The following is a 16,178-nucleotide window of genomic DNA, read 5'->3' as shown; positions in this document are numbered from 1 at the left end:
CTGTGGGAGGCCGGGTGGGGGAGCGGGCCGGCGCAGCCTCGAACATCACGTCTTGCGAACGAACACCGTCCCCGCGCTATACCCCGCGCCGAACGAACAGATCAGCCCGGTATCGCCCGCGACCATATCCGCATGGTTCAGGTGAAAGGCGATGATCGACCCCGCGCTCGACGTATTGCCATAGGTGTCGAGCACCGTCGGACTTTCATCCTCGCTCGCCTCATGGCCCAGCACGCGCTGCGCGATCAGCCGGTTCATATTGGTGTTCGCCTGGTGCAGCCACAGCCGGCGCATGTCGGCGCCCTCAAGGCCCAGCACTTCCATCTGCTCGACGATCATGTTCGCGACCATCGGCACGACTTCCTTGAACACCTTGCGGCCTTCCTGGACGAAAAGCTTGTCCGACTTCGGCCCCGACTGGTCGATCCCGCCGTGCCCGCGGTTCAAAAAGCCGAAATTGTTGCGGATATTGTTCGAAAAGACGGTCTTCAGCTTGGTGCCGAGAATGTCCCAATGCCCCGCCGGCGCGATGTCCTTGTCCTCGACCAGAATCGCGGTCGCGACGTCGCCGAAGATGAAATGGCTGTCGCGGTCGCGCCAGTTCAGATGCCCCGAACAGATTTCGGGGTTCACGACGAGCACGCTCCTGGCATGGCCCGCGCGGATATAGTCGGCGGCGGTCTGGATGCCGAAGGTCGCCGACGAGCAGGCGACATTCATGTCGAAGCCGAAGCCGTCGATCCCGAGCGCGTCCTGAATCTCGACCGCCATCGCCGGATAAGCGCGCTGCATGTTCGACGCGGCGCACAGCACGGCGTCGACATCGCCCGCGTCGCGCCCGGCGCGCGCCAGCGCATCCTTCGCCGCCGCGACGCCGATTTCGGCGAGGATCGACAGCTCGTCGTTGCCGCGTTCGGCGATGCGCGGCGCCATGTGCGCCGGATCGAGAATGCCCGCCTTGTCGACGACGAAACGCGATCCGATCCCGCTTGCCTTCTCGATGAACTCGACACTCGATTCGGTCAGTTCGGGTGCGTCGCCCGCCGCGATCGCCGCGGCATTTTCTCTATTGTGCAGCGCAACATACTCGTTAAAACTGGCAACAAGTTCTTCGTTGGAGATCGCTTCGGCGGGGGTGAAAAGGCCGGTTGCGGAAATGACCGGCTGCGGTGCGTTGGACATGGTGGACCTGCGTGTGTCTTATGGATTCAAGACACTCTGATTAGGCCCCGTCGCGGCATCGCGCAACGCCCCGTGATTTGCTGAACGAGTCCCGACGCCATGGTTAACCTGCCACTAACCAATATGGTGGCAGACTGTTTGATGCAGGCCTCCGGGGGGATGGCTCCCCGGGCGCCGTGCGGGAGCATGACCATGGCGACGCGTTCAGGACCGGCCGCAGGCGACCTGTCCCTTTCCGAAATCAAGGAATTTGCGGGTTTTCCCGCGGCAACCCAGCGCTACATCCGCCGCTCGCTCGATATTGGGCTCGAACGCGACGATGCGATCGCGCGCTGGTCGCGCGACATGGTCGAGGAAACCGCGATCCGCGTCCAGGCGCGCGTCTACCAGCGGCTCGGCGAAGTGCGCGCGCATGTCCCCGACGACAGCGGGCTCGATGCGCTCGAACATTTCATGGCGCCGCTGATCGCGGTGTCGGCGTTCGACCTCGGGCAGGATCGCCTGCCGGGCTTCGCTTCCTACCGCTTCCTCTACGAACGGCTGCTCGGCGCGCACGCGCGGCCGTGGCTTCCGGGCGCCTTCTGCGCTGCCGCCTCGCTGCCGCACCTCCACCCCGACAAGCGCAAGATCCTGCTCCAGTCGATCAGCGAAGCGGCTGCAACCGCCCCCGGCTGGTCGGCGCGCGAGCCGAGTTTCTTCCCCGAATGGGTCGACAAGATCGACGAGACAAAACCGGCGAACTGATCGGCGGTTTTGGGGTGGGGGGCTGCCATTGCATGCTCTCACTTTCGTCATCCCGGGCTTGACCCGGGACCCGCCTTTTCTTCCTGACGACGGCGAAAAGGCAAGGCAGGCCCCGGGTCAAGCCCGGGGTGACGGTAATGGGAATGCCCGCTTCCGGTCGTTTCCAGCCATGGGGAAGGGCCGCAGGCGCGGCCCTTCCCGTCGGTATCGCAGGCAAATCAGCCGAACAGCCGCTCGGCATAGGCGTCGCGCAGCCGAACCCAATTGTCCCAGTGCGGCGCCGCCTGCGTTTCGCGCGCGCGCGCTTCGAGCACGTCGAGATGCGCGTGCCAGCCGGCGCTGACGTTGAGCAGCACTTCGGGATCCTCGATGCGCTTGTGGACGATCGTGAGCAGGACCTCGTGGCCGCGTTCGTCGAGTGTGAAGGTCACGCCGCCGGTACTGCCCCAGCTGATCGACAACAGGCGCGGCGCATCGATCGCGATAATCTCGCACGTCATCCGGTGTTCGTCGCCGAAACCTTCGGGCCGCTTGCCCGGCGGATCGGTGAGTTCGTCGTTGCGCCACACGAGTTCGACCGGTGCGCCCACCATCTGTTCCATCGCGCCCGCGGCAAGCCATTGGCGGCGCAGTTCGCTGTCGGTCAGATAGGCCCAGACGCGTTCGGCGGGGCCGGGGAGGAGGCGCTCGATCCGCAGCGTCGCGGGGTCGGCCAGTGTACCGAAATGGTCTTGGTCAAGCATCGTCGTCATCGTCATTCTCCTTCTTTCCGGGGGCAGGCTTTCTTGGGGGAGGCGGTGCGGCATCTTCGGCGCGCAGGATTTTCTCGAGCAGGTCGAGGCGATCGGTCCAGAAGCGGCGATAGATGCCGATCCACTGGTCCGCGTGCATCAGCGGGACAGGGTCGAGACTGCAAACATGCGTGCGGCCGCGAACGTCGCGGCGGACCAGCCCCGCATTTTCCAGCACCTTGATATGTTTCGACACCGCCGCGAGCGATATCGCAAAAGGCTCGGCCAGCTCGCCCACGGTGCGCTCGCCGGAGGCCAGCTCGCCGAGCATGGCGCGGCGCGTCGTGTCGCCGAGCGCGTGGAAGATCGTATCGAGACTGTGCGAATCATGTTCAACCATGTGGTTGAATATGGCCTCTCGATTTTTATTGTCAACCGATTGGTTGAATTATTTGGCGGCCACCCCTCCGATTCGCTTTCCCGCGTCCTCGAGATAGAGCGACCAGTTGGCCGGACATTTGTTCACCGGCTTGGGCAATCCCTGCATTCCTTCGGTGATCCAGCAATCGTTGAAGATCGAGCAATAGCAGGAGCGAACTTCCAGCTTCCACCGTTCCTTGTTGAACGTCTGCCACAGCTTCTCGGATTCGGGAGTGCGCGGAAAGCTGACGAATTCGATGGTTTCTCCCGGCCGGACGGCGATGCCGGTCGAAGGCGAGGTGGAAAGGCGCACGCCCTGCATGCCGGCTTTCGCGCAGCAGGTTTTGAGGAGTTCGACCGGCGTCTTGATCGGCTTGCCTTCATAGCGGACTTCGATCGGACCGAGGATCGCGGGCCCGACACCATTATTCGTCAGCGACAGCGAAATATCCTGATTGCCATCCTCGTCCCCATTGCTCGTTCCGAAGGTGACGAAGGGCATCACGCCGCCGGTCTGCATCTTTTGCGTCGCGTCGGCCTGTACGAAGGCGAAATAGGCGAGCGCGAGCGAGGCGATCAGCGCGGGCAGTCCGATCACGAAATGCGCCACGGTGATGAAGGGAAGGTAGCGCAGGAAACGCGATCCGAGATCGGCGGCGACGTGCGCCGGGGCGCCTGAGGCCGGCGCTGCTTCGCGGTTCGGCGTTTCGGTCATGGCTTCGGCTCCTGCTCGTTTCGAGCGGTGCCTAGCGCGGCTTTCGTCCCAATTTCAATTACCCTGTTTGTCGACGTTGGTTCGCAATAGCGATTGGGCGGGGGCGGCGTAGCGCTCTGGCTCTGCTTCGGCGGGATAAGGCTCTGGCGGCGCCGCAGGCGCCAACGCGGCTGAAAGCGCTCGCATCGAGCGCGCGATTGCGCTTATGATCGGTTCATGCTGACCCTCCTTGCCGCGCTCGCGCTCGCCGCCCAATCGACTCCCGTCCCGCCCCAGGCGACGCAATTGCCGCCGCCGGTGCCGCCCGTTCCGGCGCCCGCCACTCCGGTCGTCGAAGCCGACACGCGGCCTTATGTCGCGCTCGTCACCGATCTCGGCACGATCACCGTGCGGGTCGAAGACAAGCGTGCGCCCGTCACCGCCGCCAACTTTCTCCGCTACGTCGACGCGAAACGGCTCGACGGGTTCAAATTCTACCGCTCGACGAAGAGCTGGGGTCCGGCGAACCAGCTGATCCAGGCGGGCAATCGCGGCGACGCGCGCCTGAATTTCCCGCCGATCGCGCACGAGCCGACGACGACGACCGGTCTCACCAACTGCAAGGGCGCGTTGTCGATGGCGCGGCTCAATCCCGGCGACGCGACGAGCGATTTCTTCCTGCTCCTCTCCGACATCAAGGGCTTCGATGCCGACGCGGTGGGCGGCGACGGTGCGGGTTTCGCGGTGTTCGGCGAAATGGTGGCCGGCGCCGAGGTCGCCGAGGCGATTTTCAACGCGCCGATCTCGCCCACCGCGGGCGAAGGCGTGATGGTCGGCCAGATGCTCGAACCCCAGGTGACGATCAAGACCGCGCGCCGGGTTCCCGCGCCGGCGGGCGCGCCGCAGGGATGCGTGGTCAAGGCGCCGTAAAGCTGCGCCGAACCCCCATCATTTATTTTGCGTTCATCCGCGCTGTGGCTATACCGCGCGCATGACTCGATTTGCCCCCTCGCGCGCGACTATGCGCCTGCTCGCCGCCGCTCTCGTGATCACCCCGATGCTGGCGGCCTGCGCCGGTGGCGGCGGGGTCAAGAAGGACACGCGTTACGTCGCGCGCGACGTCAACACGCTGTACCGCGCGGCGCAGGACCGGCTCGACCGCAAGCAATATGGGTTGGCCGCGGCGCTGTTCGACGAAGTCGAACGTCAGCACCCCTATTCGCCCTGGGCGCGCCGTGCGCAGCTGATGAGTTCGTTCAGCTATTATATGGACCGCGAATATACGCCGGCGATCGAAGCCGCGCAGCGCTTCCTCGCGATCCACCCGGGCAACAAGGACGCGCCCTACGCCTATTATCTGATCGGCATTTCCTATTATGAGCAGATCAGCGACGTCACCCGCGATCAGAAGATCACCCAGCAGGCGCGCGCCGCGCTCGGCGAGGTGATCCGCCGCTATCCCGACAGCCGCTATGCCGCCGATGCACGGCTGAAGGTCGATCTGGTGCAGGACCATCTTGCGGGCAAGGAAATGGAGATCGGCCGTTTCTACCAGCGCAGCTCGAACTGGCTCGCGGCATCGATCCGTTTCCGCGAGGTTGTCGACAAATATCAGACGACCAGCCACGCGCCCGAGGCGCTCTATCGCCTGACCGAATGCTATCTCGCGCTCGGCATTCCGGTCGAGGCGAAGAAATCGGCAGCCGTGCTCGGCGCCAATTATCCGGGCAATGAATGGTACGAACGCGCCTACAAGCTGATGCAGAGGCACGCACCCAGCGCGTGATGTCTGGCGGTCGCCCCCGCGCAGGCGGGGGCCGCTATCGGCATGGTATAAGCTTGCCGGCGGCCCCCGCCTGCGCGGGGGCGGCGAACCATTACCGAATAGATTCGCATTTTGTTCTGCGGTAAGGGCGGGTCATGCTGACGGCGCTGTCCATCGCCAATATCGTTCTCATCGAACGGCTCGACCTCGATTTCGAGGCGGGGCTCGGCGTGCTAACCGGCGAAACGGGAGCGGGTAAATCGATTCTGCTCGATGCGCTCGGCCTCGCGCTCGGCGCGCGCGCCGACAGCGCGCTGGTGCGGCAAGGTAGCGACAAGGCGCAGGTGACCGCCAGCTTCACCCCGCCCGCGGCGGATACGCCGCTCGCGGCGCTGCTCGCCGATAACGAGATCGGGCTGGAGGCGGGCGAGCCGCTGCTGATCCGCCGGACATTGAAGGCCGACGGCGGCAGCCGCGCCTTCCTGAACGACCAGCCCTGTTCGGCGGCGTTGCTGCGCGAAGTCGGCAGCCATCTGGTTGAGATCCACGGCCAGCACGACGACCGCGGCCTGCTCGCACCCGCCGGGCATCGCGCCTTGCTCGACGCCTATGCGCGCGCCGACACTGGCGCCGTGGCGGCCGCCCATGCGGCGTGGCGCGCCGCCGAGGACAAACTCGCCGCCGCGCGCGCGGCGATTTCCGAAGCCGAGCGCGACCGCGAATGGCTCGAACATTGCGTCGCCGAACTGCAGGCGCTCGCACCCCAGCCGGGCGAGGAAGCCGAACTCGCCGAAGCGCGCGCCGCGATGCAGAAGGGCGAACGGATCGCGGGCGATCTCGGCGCGATTCTCGAGGCCTTCGACGGCAGCGCGGGCGGCCCGGCGCTGCTGCGCGGCGCGGCGCGGCGGCTCGACCGGCTCGCGGGCGACCATCCGCTGCTCGCCGAGGCGCTCGCGGGGCTCGACCGCGCGATCATCGAGGCCGACGAGGCTGAAACCAGGCTGCACGAAGCCGCGCGCGCGATGGAATATGATCCCGAACGGCTCGAGGCGACCGAGACGCGGTTGTTCGAGCTACGCGCGATGGCGCGCAAACATGGTGTCCAGCCCGACGAACTCGCCGAACTCACCGGCACGCTTGCCGCGCGGCTCGACGCGATCGAGGGCGGCAGCGCGGGGCTGGCGAAGCTCGAAACCGCGGTCGCCGAAACCGCCGCCGCCTACACCCACGCCGCGACCGCCCTGTCGGACCAGCGCGCCAGGGCAGCAACCCGGCTCGACGCCGCGGTCGCGGGCGAACTCGTCCCGCTCAAGCTCGACGCCGCGCGGTTCCAGACCGCGATCGAACGTCTGCCCGCCGAACGCTGGGGCGCCGAGGGGATCGACCGGATCGAATTTCTCATCTCGACCAACCCCGGCGCCCCCTTCGCGCCGCTCGCGAAAATCGCGTCGGGTGGCGAACTCTCGCGCTTCATCCTCGCGCTGAAGGTTGCGCTCGCCGAAGAGGGCGGGGCCGACACGATCATCTTCGACGAAATCGACCGCGGCGTCGGCGGCGCGGTCGCCAGCGCGATCGGCGAACGGCTGGCAAGGCTCGCGGGCGCGGGCAAGCAATTGCTTGCCGTCACCCACAGCCCGCAGGTCGCGGCAAAAGGCGCCGCGCATTTCATCATCGCCAAGTCGAGCGAAGGAACGGTCACGCGCACCAGCGTCCATGCGCTCGACGACGCCGGCCGCCGCGAGGAGATCGCGCGCATGCTGTCGGGCGCCGAAGTGACCGAGGAAGCGCGCGCGCAGGCGGAGCGGCTGCTGGACGTCGCGGCGTGACGGTGCATCCGCTCGATCGCCCGATCTGGTCGATGCTCACCGGACGGCAGGCGCATCTGGCCGAAGGCGACGCGCGGGCGCTCAGGATCGATCGCGGCTATGGCGTGTTCGGCGTCGCCGCCAACACAGGCGCCGAGGCGCAGGCGGCGCTGGCCGCGCTCGTGCCCGAAGATGGCGAACTCTGGATCGTCGAGGGCGAGCCCTGGCCGGTGCCCGCCGGCACGCGCGAGGTGAAGCGCGCTGTGCTTGCGCAGATGGTCGCGGAGGGCCCACCGCCCGCGCCGCGCGATGGCGAACTCGCGATTCTCGCGCTCGGTGAGGCCGATGCGGCCGAAATGGCGGCGCTCGCCGACCATGCCAAGCCCGGCCCCTGGGGACCGGCGACGCACCGCTACGGTCCCTTCTTCGGAATCCGCGAGGATGACCGCCTGCTCGCGATGGCGGGGCAGCGCATATTGGTTCCCGGCATGGCGGAGGTCAGCGGCGTTGCGACATGGGCCGATTGCCGCGGCCGCGGGCTAGCGCGAGCGCTGATCGGGCACGTCATGCGCGAAATGGTCGCGCGCGGCGAGACGCCCTTCCTGCACAGCTATGCCGATAATGCGGGGGCGATCGGCCTCTATGAATCGCTCGGATTCCGCATCCGGCGGCAGGTGCATGTGCTGGTGCTCGCGAAATGAACCGGCGCGAGCATCTGACCGCGATGCTGGCGATGGCGGCGGCACTGCTCCCCGCGACGAAACTCTGCGCATTGGAGGCCACGATGGAAGAAGCCGATCCGCAATATGGCTTGCTCGGCCAGATGATGGCGCAGCCCGGCCAGCGGGCCGCGCTGGCCGCGATCCTTGCCGAAGGCACGGGCGAAATGCCCGGCAACATCGCCTATCTGATCGGCGAGGACAGCGCGAACCCCGATGCGATCTGGATTGTCGAACTTTGGGACAGCAAGGAGGCGCACGCCGCCTCGCTCAATCTTCCCGCGGTGCAGGACGCGATCAAGAAAGGCCGCCCGCTGATCGCCGGATTTGGCACTCGCGCCGAATTCACGCCGGTGGCAAAGGCCGGTGCATGACCGAAATCGAATCGCTGTCCGAGGCCGAGGCCGCCAACGAATTGATGCGCCTTGCAAAGCAGATCGCCTATCACAGCAAACGCTACCACGCCGAGGATGCACCCGAGATTTCGGATGCCGACTATGACGCGCTCGTCCGTCGCAACAATGAAATCGAGAATGCCTTCCCGCAGCTGATCCGCGCCGACAGCCCGAACAATCTGGTCGGCGCCGCGGTCGAGGGGTCGCCGCTCGCCAAGGTGACGCATGCGCAGCGCATGATGAGTCTCGACAACGCCTTTGCGGCCGAGGATGTCGAGGAATTCGCCGCGCGCGTGCGGCGCTTCCTCAATCTAGGCGCCGACGCCGCCATCGCGATGACCGCCGAGGACAAGATCGACGGCCTCTCCTGCTCGCTGCGCTATGAAAAGGGCAAGCTGGTTCAGGCCGCGACGCGCGGCGACGGCAGCGTCGGTGAAGATGTCACCGCTAACGTCCGTCACATCGCCGACATCCCGCAGGAACTGAACGGAGATGCACCCGAGGTTTTCGAGATCCGCGGCGAAGTCTATATGGCGAAGACCGACTTCGTGGCGCTCAACGCGCGATTGATGGAGGAGGGCAGGGCCCTCGCGGCACAGCGCGAACAGGATTTCGATCCCGCCGCAGTTCGCCAGTTCGCCAACCCGCGCAACGCTGCCGCGGGCTCGCTCCGCCAGAAGGACGCGAGCGTCACCGCCTCGCGCCCCTTGCGCTTCCTCGCGCACGGCTGGGGCGAGGTGAGCGCGCTTCCCGCCGAGACCCAATATGATGTGATGAAGGCGATCGAGGGCTGGGGCGTCCCCGTCTCGCCGCTGCTCAACCGCTTCGAGAGCGTCGATGCCGTCCTCGCCCATTATGCCGAGATCGAGCGCCGCCGCGCCGAGATGGATTACGACATCGACGGCGTCGTCTACAAGGTCGACCGGCTCGACTGGCAGCAGCGCCTCGGCTTCGTCGCCAAGGCGCCGCGCTGGGCCATCGCGCATAAATTCCCCGCCGAGCGCGCGCAGACGACGCTTGAGGCCATCGATATCCAGGTCGGCCGCACCGGAAAGCTCACCCCCGTCGGGCGCCTCACCCCCGTCACCGTCGGCGGCGTTGTCGTGTCGAACGTCACGCTCCACAACCGTGACGAGATCGGCCGCCTCGGCGTGCGCCCGGGCGACCGCGTGGTGATCCAGCGCGCGGGCGACGTGATTCCGCAAGTCGTCGAAAATCTCACGCGCGACGAAGAGCGCGCGGCGTTCGTCTTCCCCGACCATTGCCCGGTGTGCAACAGCGAGGCGGTCGCCGAGGAAGGCGAGGTCGACGTGCGCTGCACCGGCGGCCTCATCTGTAACGCGCAGAAGTTCGAGCGCCTGCGCCATTTCGTCAGCCGCGGCGCGCTCGACATCGAGGGGCTGGGCGAAAAGAGCATCGCCGAGTTTCTGGAACTCGGCTGGCTCGACAAGGGGCCCGCCGACATCTTTCGGTTGAAGGCACATCGCGCCGAGCTGCTCGGGCGGGAGGGGTGGAAGGAAAAGTCGGTCGACAATCTTTTCGCCGCGATCGAGGCAAAGCGCGCGCCCGACGCGGCGCGGCTGCTCTTCGGGCTCGGCATTCGCCATGTCGGCGCGGTGACCGCGCGCGACCTGCTCAAGGGGCTCGGCGATATAGGGCGGCTTCCCGAGAAGGCGGCGGAGATTCGCGCCTATTTGGATGCGAACCCCCGCGGCGAGGGCGAGTCCGACGGCAAATTTACGGCGCGCCGCGTCGAGGCGTTCAAGGCGATCCTCGAAGTGCGTGCCGACGGCATCGGCCTCGCAGTCGGCGAAGCACTCGCCGATTTCTTCCACGAACCGCACAACCGTAAATTGTGGGACGACCTGCTCTCGGAAGTCGCGCCGCCGCTCTATGTCGTCGAAACGCGCGAAAGCGAGGTATCGGGCATGACCGTCGTCTTCACCGGCAAGTTAGAGACGATGAGCCGCGACGAAGCCAAAGCGCAGGCCGAGGCGCTCGGCGCCAAGGCCGCGGGATCGGTGAGCGCCAAGACCGACCTCGTCGTGGCCGGCCCGGGTGCGGGATCGAAGCTCAAGCAGGCGGGCGCGCTCGGCATCCGCGTGATCGACGAGGCGGAGTGGGCGAAGATTGTGGAATCGGCGGGATAAGCAACCTCCTGGTCGCCCCGGACTTGATCCGGGGCCCATGCCGCCGGCGCAGTGGATGCCGGATCATGTCCGGCATAAGGGCCGATAAGACGCCCGCCGAATAGCCGGGAGCGAAGTGGGGCAATCTGTCCGCTTGCCAGCATCGCGCGCGCGCCATAAGGCGCGCAGCGTGGGCCTGCTCGCCGCCTTTCGCCGTCCCGGCATCCTGCTGCTCCTGCCGCTGCTGCTCGCGCTCGCTGCGCGGGTGCTCGTCGCGCCGGGCTGGATGATCGAGAGCGATGCAGGCGGGTCGATCACCGTGCGCATCTGTTCGGACCCCGCCAATCCCGGCGGAACGATGACGATCCCGCTTGAGAAGGCGGGCAGCCACGATGCGGGCGAAACGCAGCAGCATTGCCCGTGGGGCGCGCTCGCGGGTGCGCCGATCGTTCCCGATCTGCCGATGCTCGCCGCCGCCCCGATGGAGGCGGAGCCCGCCCCGGTCGCGACCCCCTCGCTCGGCTATGCGCCGGGCATCGCCTCGCCGCTTCCGCCGAGTACCGGACCCCCTTCCTTCGCCTGATCCAGCCTGAACGGCCGTCCGCGCCCTGCGCGGTGCGGCGCCATGCCTGTTTTTCCGGGGAAGATATCTCCATGATCCAATTCGCTTATCGCGCGGCGCCCTTGCTGGCGCTCGCCACCTGTATTGCTGCCGCTCCCGTCCATGCCGAAGAAGCCGACTCGACGATCATCGTCACCGCGCCGCAGCTCACGAACGAAGCCGAGGAGCGCGCCGCCAAAACCGCCGGCGGCACCGACGTCGTCGGCCACGAGGATTATGCCGACAAGTCGATCGTCAGCTTGCGCGATACGCTGGCCTTTTCGCCCGGCGTCTATCTCCAGCCGCGCTACGGGCAGGAAGTGCGCATCTCGATCCGCGGGTCGGGCCTGTCGCGCGGCTATCATATGCGCGGGTTGACGCTGCTGCAGGACGGGGTGCCGATCAACCTCGCCGACGATAATGGCGATTTCCAGGAACTCGAACCGATCTTCTTCGATCATCTCGAGGTCTATCGCGGCGCCAATGCGCTGCGTTTCGGTTCGGGCACACTCGGCGGCGCAATCAACGGCGTGACGCCGACGGGGCGCACCGCCGAGGGCGTCTATCTGCGTGCCGACGCCGGCCGCTTCGATAGCCTGCGCGGGCTGATCGCGGCGGGCGTCGCGAGCGGCGCGGTCGACGCATGGGGCGCGATCAGCGCCGACACATCGGACGGCGACCGCGATCATGCGAAACGCCGCAGTTTCCGCTTCAACGGCAATGTCTGGATGCAATTCAGCGATGTCGTGTCGAACCGCCTCTATGTCAGCATCAACAGCATCGACCAGCAGATCCCGAGCGCGCTGACGATGGAACAGGCGCTGACCACGCCGCGCCTCGCGACCGCGGGGACGGTCGCAGGCGACCATGGGCGCGACATCGATTCGATCCGCATCCAGAACCGGACGCGCTTCGACTGGGGCGCGGTGAAGCTCGACGTCGGCGCCTTCGTCAACGCCAAGTCGCTCTACCATCCGATCTTCGAGCTGGTCGATCAGGAGGGGCTCGATCGCGGCGGCTATTTCCGCCTCGATTACGCTGGCGGCATAGTCGAAGCGACGCTGGGCGGCGAACTGCGCGTCGGCGACATCAGGGCAAAGCGTTTCGTCAATCGGGGCGGCAAGCGCGGCGCGCTGCGCGTGAACGCCGACCAGCATGCCCGCGCGGCATCGCTCTATGGCGAAGTCCGCGTCCGCCCCGTGCCGATGCTCACGCTGATCGCGGGCGGCATCTATGCCGACGGAAAGCGGCGGCAGACGATGAATTTCAACGCCTCCGCGCCGGAACAGGGCGGCACGGTGGGGCGCGCCGATTTCGATGCCTTCTCGCCCAAGATCGGGCTGCTGTTGGAACCTGTGGCGGGAGCGCAGATTTACGCCAACTACAGCCGGTCGGTCGAATTTCCGGGATTCATCGAACTGGGGCAGGTCGCCGCCTTCGTCCCGCTCGACGCGCAGCGCGCGTGGACGGCCGAGATCGGGACGCGCGGCAAGAAGGGGCCGCTGAACTGGGACGTCACCTATTACCGCTCGACGATAAAAGGCGAATTGCTGCAATTCGACATCGGCCCCGACATTCCGGCCTCGACCTTCAACGCCGGACGCACGCTCCACGAAGGTATCGAGGCGGCGCTGGAGGTGCAGGCTGCCGAGTGGCTCCGACTGCGCCAAGTCTATGCCTACAGCAACTTCCGCTTCCGCAATGATGCGCAATTCGGCGACAACCGCCTGCCGGTCGTGCCGAGGCACGTCTATCGCGCCGAACTGCGCATCGGCTCCGACGCGTTGCACGTCGCGCCGAACCTCGAATGGGTGCCCGACGGACCGTTCGCCGATTACCGCAACCAAGCGTCGACGCCGGGCTATGCGCTGATCGGCGTGACAGGTGGGGCGACGATCGCGCAGGGCGTCGACGCTTTCGTCGATGTCCGCAACGTCACCGGAAAAAAGGCGATCGGCGACATCAGCGCGGCGATCGCAGTGACGCCCGCGTCGGCGATCTATTACCCCGTCGAGCGCCGCGCGGTCTCCGCCGGCATCCGCGCGCGCTTCTGAAGGGACGGGGGATGACCGACAGCAATCGCATTCCGCTCTATCGCACGATCTGGCGCTGGCATTTCTACGCCGGGCTGTTCGTCATCCCCTTCGTGCTCGTCCTGTCGGCGACGGGCGCGGCCTATCTGTTCAAGCCCGACCTCGACCGGTGGGAGGAGCGCGCGTGGCGCGGCTTGCCGACCGCGGGCGCGGTCGATGCCGACGCGCAGGTCGCCGCCGCGCTCGCCGATTTTCCGGGGGCGAGCTTTCATTATTACCGCGTTCCCGAGGGGCCCGGCGACGCCGCCATCGTCCACCTCGGCCTGTCGAACGGCACGATGCGCGACGTCGCGGTCTCGCCGCAGGGCCGCGTGATCGGCTCGGCCGATCCCGAGCGGCGCCTATCGGCGTGGCTGTCGGCGATCCACGGCAGCCTGCTCATCGGCCGCACGGGCAGCCTGTTGGTCGAGCTTGCCGCGAGCTGGGCGATCGTGATGATCCTGACCGGCCTTTATCTCTGGTGGCCGCGCGCGCGGGGGCTCGCGGGGGTGGTGTGGCCGCGCCTGTCGCTGGGCGCTCGCACCGCGCTGCGCGACCTTCACGCCGTCACCGGCTTCTGGGTCTCGGGCTTCGCGCTCGTCCTGCTTTTCACCGCCCTGCCGTGGACCGACGTCTGGGCGAGCGGCTTTCGCGCCGTGCGCGCCGAAATGGGCTGGGTGTCGGGCACGCAGGACTGGAAGGGTGGCGCCGATCCGCACGCCGCGCACGATCGCAAGGCGATGGTGATGGCCGATCATGCTGCGCGCGCCGCGCCGACGATCCCGCTCGCGCGCATCGTCGAACGCGCGCGTGCCGAGCATATGCCCGCGCCCGCGATCGTCCAGCCGCCGGGCGCGCCCAATCTCTTCGGTCCGCCGAACGGCGCCACCTGGACGCTGACGACGCAGACGCAGAACCGGCCGCAGGTGCGCAAGATCAGCTATGATCCCGCGACCGGCGTCGAGGTCGCGCGCAGCGGCTTTGCCGACAAGCATATCATCGACCGCGTGGTGAACATCGGCATCGCCTGGCACGAAGGCCAGCTGTTCGGCCGCATCAACCAGTTGATCGGCGCCCTGACCGCGCTCGCGCTTTTTACCCTCGCCGTCTCGGGTTTCCTGATGTGGCGGCGCCGCAGGCCCGAGGGCGCACTCGGCGCGCCGCCTTCCGCGCGCGACTCGACGCGGCTGAGGGGCGTAGCGGCGATCATCCTGCTGCTCGCGGCGCTGCTGCCCTTGCTCGCCGCCTCGTTGATCCTGCTCTGGATCGTCGAGCGGCTGCTACTGCCGCGTCTGCCGCACGCCGCGCGCTGGCTCGGCGTCGCGGCCTAGGTTGCCGCCGCCGGTCCCGGCGCCGCCGGCACGGCGCCGGGGATGCGTGCATCCATATCCTGGTTCTCGGGAAAGATCGGCCACAGGAGTTGCTGTCCCAGCGTCGCGGGCGGCAGATTCTCGACGCCATAGCTTTGCGGATAATGCCGCGTGATCTTCGCGGTGCCGAACAGCACGTCCCAGAAGAAGAGCAGGTTTCCGAAATTGCCCTTGTAGTTTACCGCAGGATCGTCGGCGTGGCGGCCGTGATGCGCGTGGTGCGTCGCCGGGGTGCTGATCGTGCGTTCGACGACCCACATGACCGGCGACAGCGCCTTGATCCGGTAGAGCGGCGCGTCCCAGGCGACGTCGCTGTGCGCGCCGATGATCACCGCCATCTTGACCACCAGATAGCCCGCATAGAACCAGCCGAGCCCGAGATAGACGAGCACCCCCGCGAACCAGATGCTCGGCATCATCGCATAATAGATGATGTTGTTCCGGTAGACGAGCCGCACGCTCATATAACGCGCATTATGATGCGCGCGGTGGAGGTTGTAGAGCCAGGCGAAGCTGTGGCTCGCGCGGTGCCACCAATATTGCATCATATCCTCGAAGACGAGGAACAGCGCGAGCGCGGCGAGGAACGGCGCATTCGCGAGCGCGCCCTCATAGTGCGGAAAGAAACGGTGGCCGAGCGCGCCGACGACCAGCAGGATCGCCGGCTGGGTTACGATCAACAGCATGAAGGTGCTGACGATCTCGATGATCCCGTCGTGGCGCGATTGCTCGTCCTTCGCGAACAGGCGCGTGCGGATCAGCTCGATCAGGCAGAAGCCGAGATAGATCGCCGCGACGATCGCGCTCGACTGGGCGGTGGTCAGGTGCATCCTCAATCTCCCTTCGCGGTTTCGCCGCTTGTTATTGCGCGCATCGTGTCGCAAAAGCGGCGACAGAAATGCAAAGGTCTTATCAATTGGCGCTCGCCGAGCGCACCCGCCTCGCTGGCGAGGAACGCGACCGCCTGCTCGCGGCGCGCCAGCCGCGCGGTTTCGTCGACGGCCAGTTCGTCCAGCATCAGGGCGATCCCGGCGACGCCTTCTGGGCGGTGATCGAGGGGCATGTGCTCGTCGGCCGCTACGCCGAGGACGGCGCCTTCACTGCCTTCGCGGTGCTCGGGCCCGGCGACATTTTCGGCGAACTCGCTTTCTTCACCGGCTTGGAGCGGCAGGTCGATGCGATCGCCAGTGGCCCTGCGCGGCTGGTCGCCATCGATCGCCCGCTGCTCCGCCGGCTGATGCAGGACGACGTTGGGTGGGCCGAGCTGTTGCTGCGCAGCCTGGGGCGCCAGCTTGCGGTGTCGCTCGATATCATCGACGCCGAACGGCGGCTGCCGACCGCCGAACGACTGCGGCGTCTGCTCGCGGCGATGGCCGCCGACGCGCCCGACGGCCGGACGATTCGCTCGACGCAGCAGCAACTTGCCGACCTGCTCGGCGTCTCGCGCGTGACGCTCGGCGCCGCGCTCCGCTGCCTTGAAGGCCGCGGCGAGATCGCCCGTGGCTACCGCCATATCCGGCTGCGCGCGCCGCTTTCGCCGGGTGGGTGAGG

General features: G+C 67.0%; 16 protein-coding genes. 11 read left to right on the top strand and 5 right to left on the bottom strand.

The features are described 5' to 3' along the window. Positions 1 to 45: 45 nt before the first annotated feature. A complete protein-coding gene (locus E5675_RS18585) occupies positions 46 to 1,182 on the bottom strand; it encodes a beta-ketoacyl-ACP synthase III (RefSeq protein ID WP_136175814.1) in 1,137 nt (378 codons plus the stop codon). Between the two features lie 192 nt (positions 1,183 to 1,374). On the opposite strand from E5675_RS18585, the gene E5675_RS18580 reads away from it, so the two are divergent. Further along, positions 1,375 to 1,926: a hypothetical protein gene (locus E5675_RS18580; protein ID WP_136175813.1), complete on the top strand. Its 552-nt coding sequence runs from the start codon at positions 1,375 to 1,377 to the stop codon at positions 1,924 to 1,926. Between the two features lie 218 nt (positions 1,927 to 2,144). On the opposite strand, the gene E5675_RS18575 is transcribed toward E5675_RS18580, so the two are convergent. The 3 genes from E5675_RS18575 to E5675_RS18565 are packed head-to-tail and all read right to left on the bottom strand — an operon-like array spanning position 2,145 to position 3,792. After that, on the bottom strand, positions 2,145 to 2,678 hold the full coding sequence (locus E5675_RS18575) for an SRPBCC family protein (RefSeq protein WP_136175812.1): 534 nt from the start codon (positions 2,676 to 2,678) through the stop codon (positions 2,145 to 2,147). Further along, positions 2,662 to 3,057, bottom strand: coding sequence for a metalloregulator ArsR/SmtB family transcription factor (locus E5675_RS18570; RefSeq protein ID WP_136175811.1), 396 nt, complete (start codon positions 3,055 to 3,057; stop codon positions 2,662 to 2,664). Before E5675_RS18570 ends, E5675_RS18575 begins: the two co-directional genes overlap by 17 nt. A 48-nt stretch (positions 3,058 to 3,105) precedes the next feature. Further along, positions 3,106 to 3,792, bottom strand: coding sequence for a hypothetical protein (locus E5675_RS18565; protein WP_136175810.1), 687 nt, complete (start codon positions 3,790 to 3,792; stop codon positions 3,106 to 3,108). 216 nt (positions 3,793 to 4,008) lie between these two features. Here E5675_RS18565 and E5675_RS18560 point away from each other — a divergent pair, with 216 nt between their 5' ends. The 9 genes from E5675_RS18560 to E5675_RS18520 all read left to right on the top strand — a co-directional run bounded on the left by E5675_RS18560 (position 4,009) and on the right by E5675_RS18520 (position 14,588). After that, positions 4,009 to 4,701: a peptidylprolyl isomerase gene (locus tag E5675_RS18560; RefSeq protein WP_136175809.1), complete on the top strand. Its 693-nt coding sequence runs from the start codon at positions 4,009 to 4,011 to the stop codon at positions 4,699 to 4,701. A 61-nt stretch (positions 4,702 to 4,762) separates the two neighbouring features. Then, a complete protein-coding gene (locus E5675_RS18555; RefSeq protein WP_136175808.1) occupies positions 4,763 to 5,557 on the top strand; it encodes an outer membrane protein assembly factor BamD in 795 nt (264 codons plus the stop codon). A 134-nt stretch (positions 5,558 to 5,691) separates the two neighbouring features. Continuing rightward, complete coding sequence (gene recN, locus E5675_RS18550; RefSeq protein ID WP_136175807.1) at positions 5,692 to 7,362, top strand: DNA repair protein RecN; 1,671 nt, start codon at positions 5,692 to 5,694, stop codon at positions 7,360 to 7,362. Beyond that, entirely contained in the window at positions 7,359 to 8,042 is a 684-nt protein-coding gene (locus E5675_RS18545; protein ID WP_210727563.1) for a GNAT family N-acetyltransferase, read from the top strand. Before recN ends, E5675_RS18545 begins: the two co-directional genes overlap by 4 nt. Continuing rightward, the gene (locus E5675_RS18540) at positions 8,039 to 8,434 is read left to right on the top strand and encodes a putative quinol monooxygenase (RefSeq protein WP_247594683.1); all 396 of its coding nucleotides are present in this window, start codon (positions 8,039 to 8,041) and stop codon (positions 8,432 to 8,434) included. The genes E5675_RS18545 and E5675_RS18540 overlap by 4 nt, the downstream gene beginning before the upstream one ends. Further along, positions 8,431 to 10,605, top strand: coding sequence for an NAD-dependent DNA ligase LigA (gene ligA / locus E5675_RS18535; RefSeq protein WP_136175806.1), 2,175 nt, complete (start codon positions 8,431 to 8,433; stop codon positions 10,603 to 10,605). Before E5675_RS18540 ends, ligA begins: the two co-directional genes overlap by 4 nt. A 169-nt stretch (positions 10,606 to 10,774) precedes the next feature. Further along, positions 10,775 to 11,167, top strand: coding sequence for a hypothetical protein (locus E5675_RS18530; protein ID WP_136175805.1), 393 nt, complete (start codon positions 10,775 to 10,777; stop codon positions 11,165 to 11,167). A gap of 71 nt (positions 11,168 to 11,238) precedes the next feature. Beyond that, positions 11,239 to 13,239, top strand: coding sequence for a TonB-dependent receptor (locus E5675_RS18525; protein WP_136175804.1), 2,001 nt, complete (start codon positions 11,239 to 11,241; stop codon positions 13,237 to 13,239). 11 nt (positions 13,240 to 13,250) lie between these two features. Continuing rightward, the gene (locus E5675_RS18520; RefSeq protein WP_136175803.1) at positions 13,251 to 14,588 is read left to right on the top strand and encodes a PepSY domain-containing protein; all 1,338 of its coding nucleotides are present in this window, start codon (positions 13,251 to 13,253) and stop codon (positions 14,586 to 14,588) included. Here E5675_RS18520 and E5675_RS18515 read toward each other — a convergent pair. Beyond that, positions 14,585 to 15,457 carry a sterol desaturase family protein gene (locus E5675_RS18515; RefSeq protein WP_136175802.1) on the bottom strand — a complete coding sequence of 291 codons (873 nt, stop codon included), beginning with the start codon at positions 15,455 to 15,457 and terminating at the stop codon, positions 14,585 to 14,587. The genes E5675_RS18520 and E5675_RS18515 overlap by 4 nt on opposite strands. Positions 15,458 to 15,525: 68 nt before the next feature. Between E5675_RS18515 and E5675_RS18510 the strand changes: the two genes are divergently transcribed. Further along, positions 15,526 to 16,176 carry a Crp/Fnr family transcriptional regulator gene (locus tag E5675_RS18510; protein WP_136175801.1) on the top strand — a complete coding sequence of 217 codons (651 nt, stop codon included), beginning with the start codon at positions 15,526 to 15,528 and terminating at the stop codon, positions 16,174 to 16,176. The last annotated feature ends 2 nt before the right edge of the window (positions 16,177 to 16,178 follow it).

This window comes from Sphingopyxis sp. PAMC25046, from assembly GCF_004795895.1.
Lineage (GTDB): Bacteria > Pseudomonadota > Alphaproteobacteria > Sphingomonadales > Sphingomonadaceae > Sphingopyxis.
Note: the sequence above shows the minus strand (reverse complement) of the source record. Positions and strands in the feature narration are given on the sequence as shown.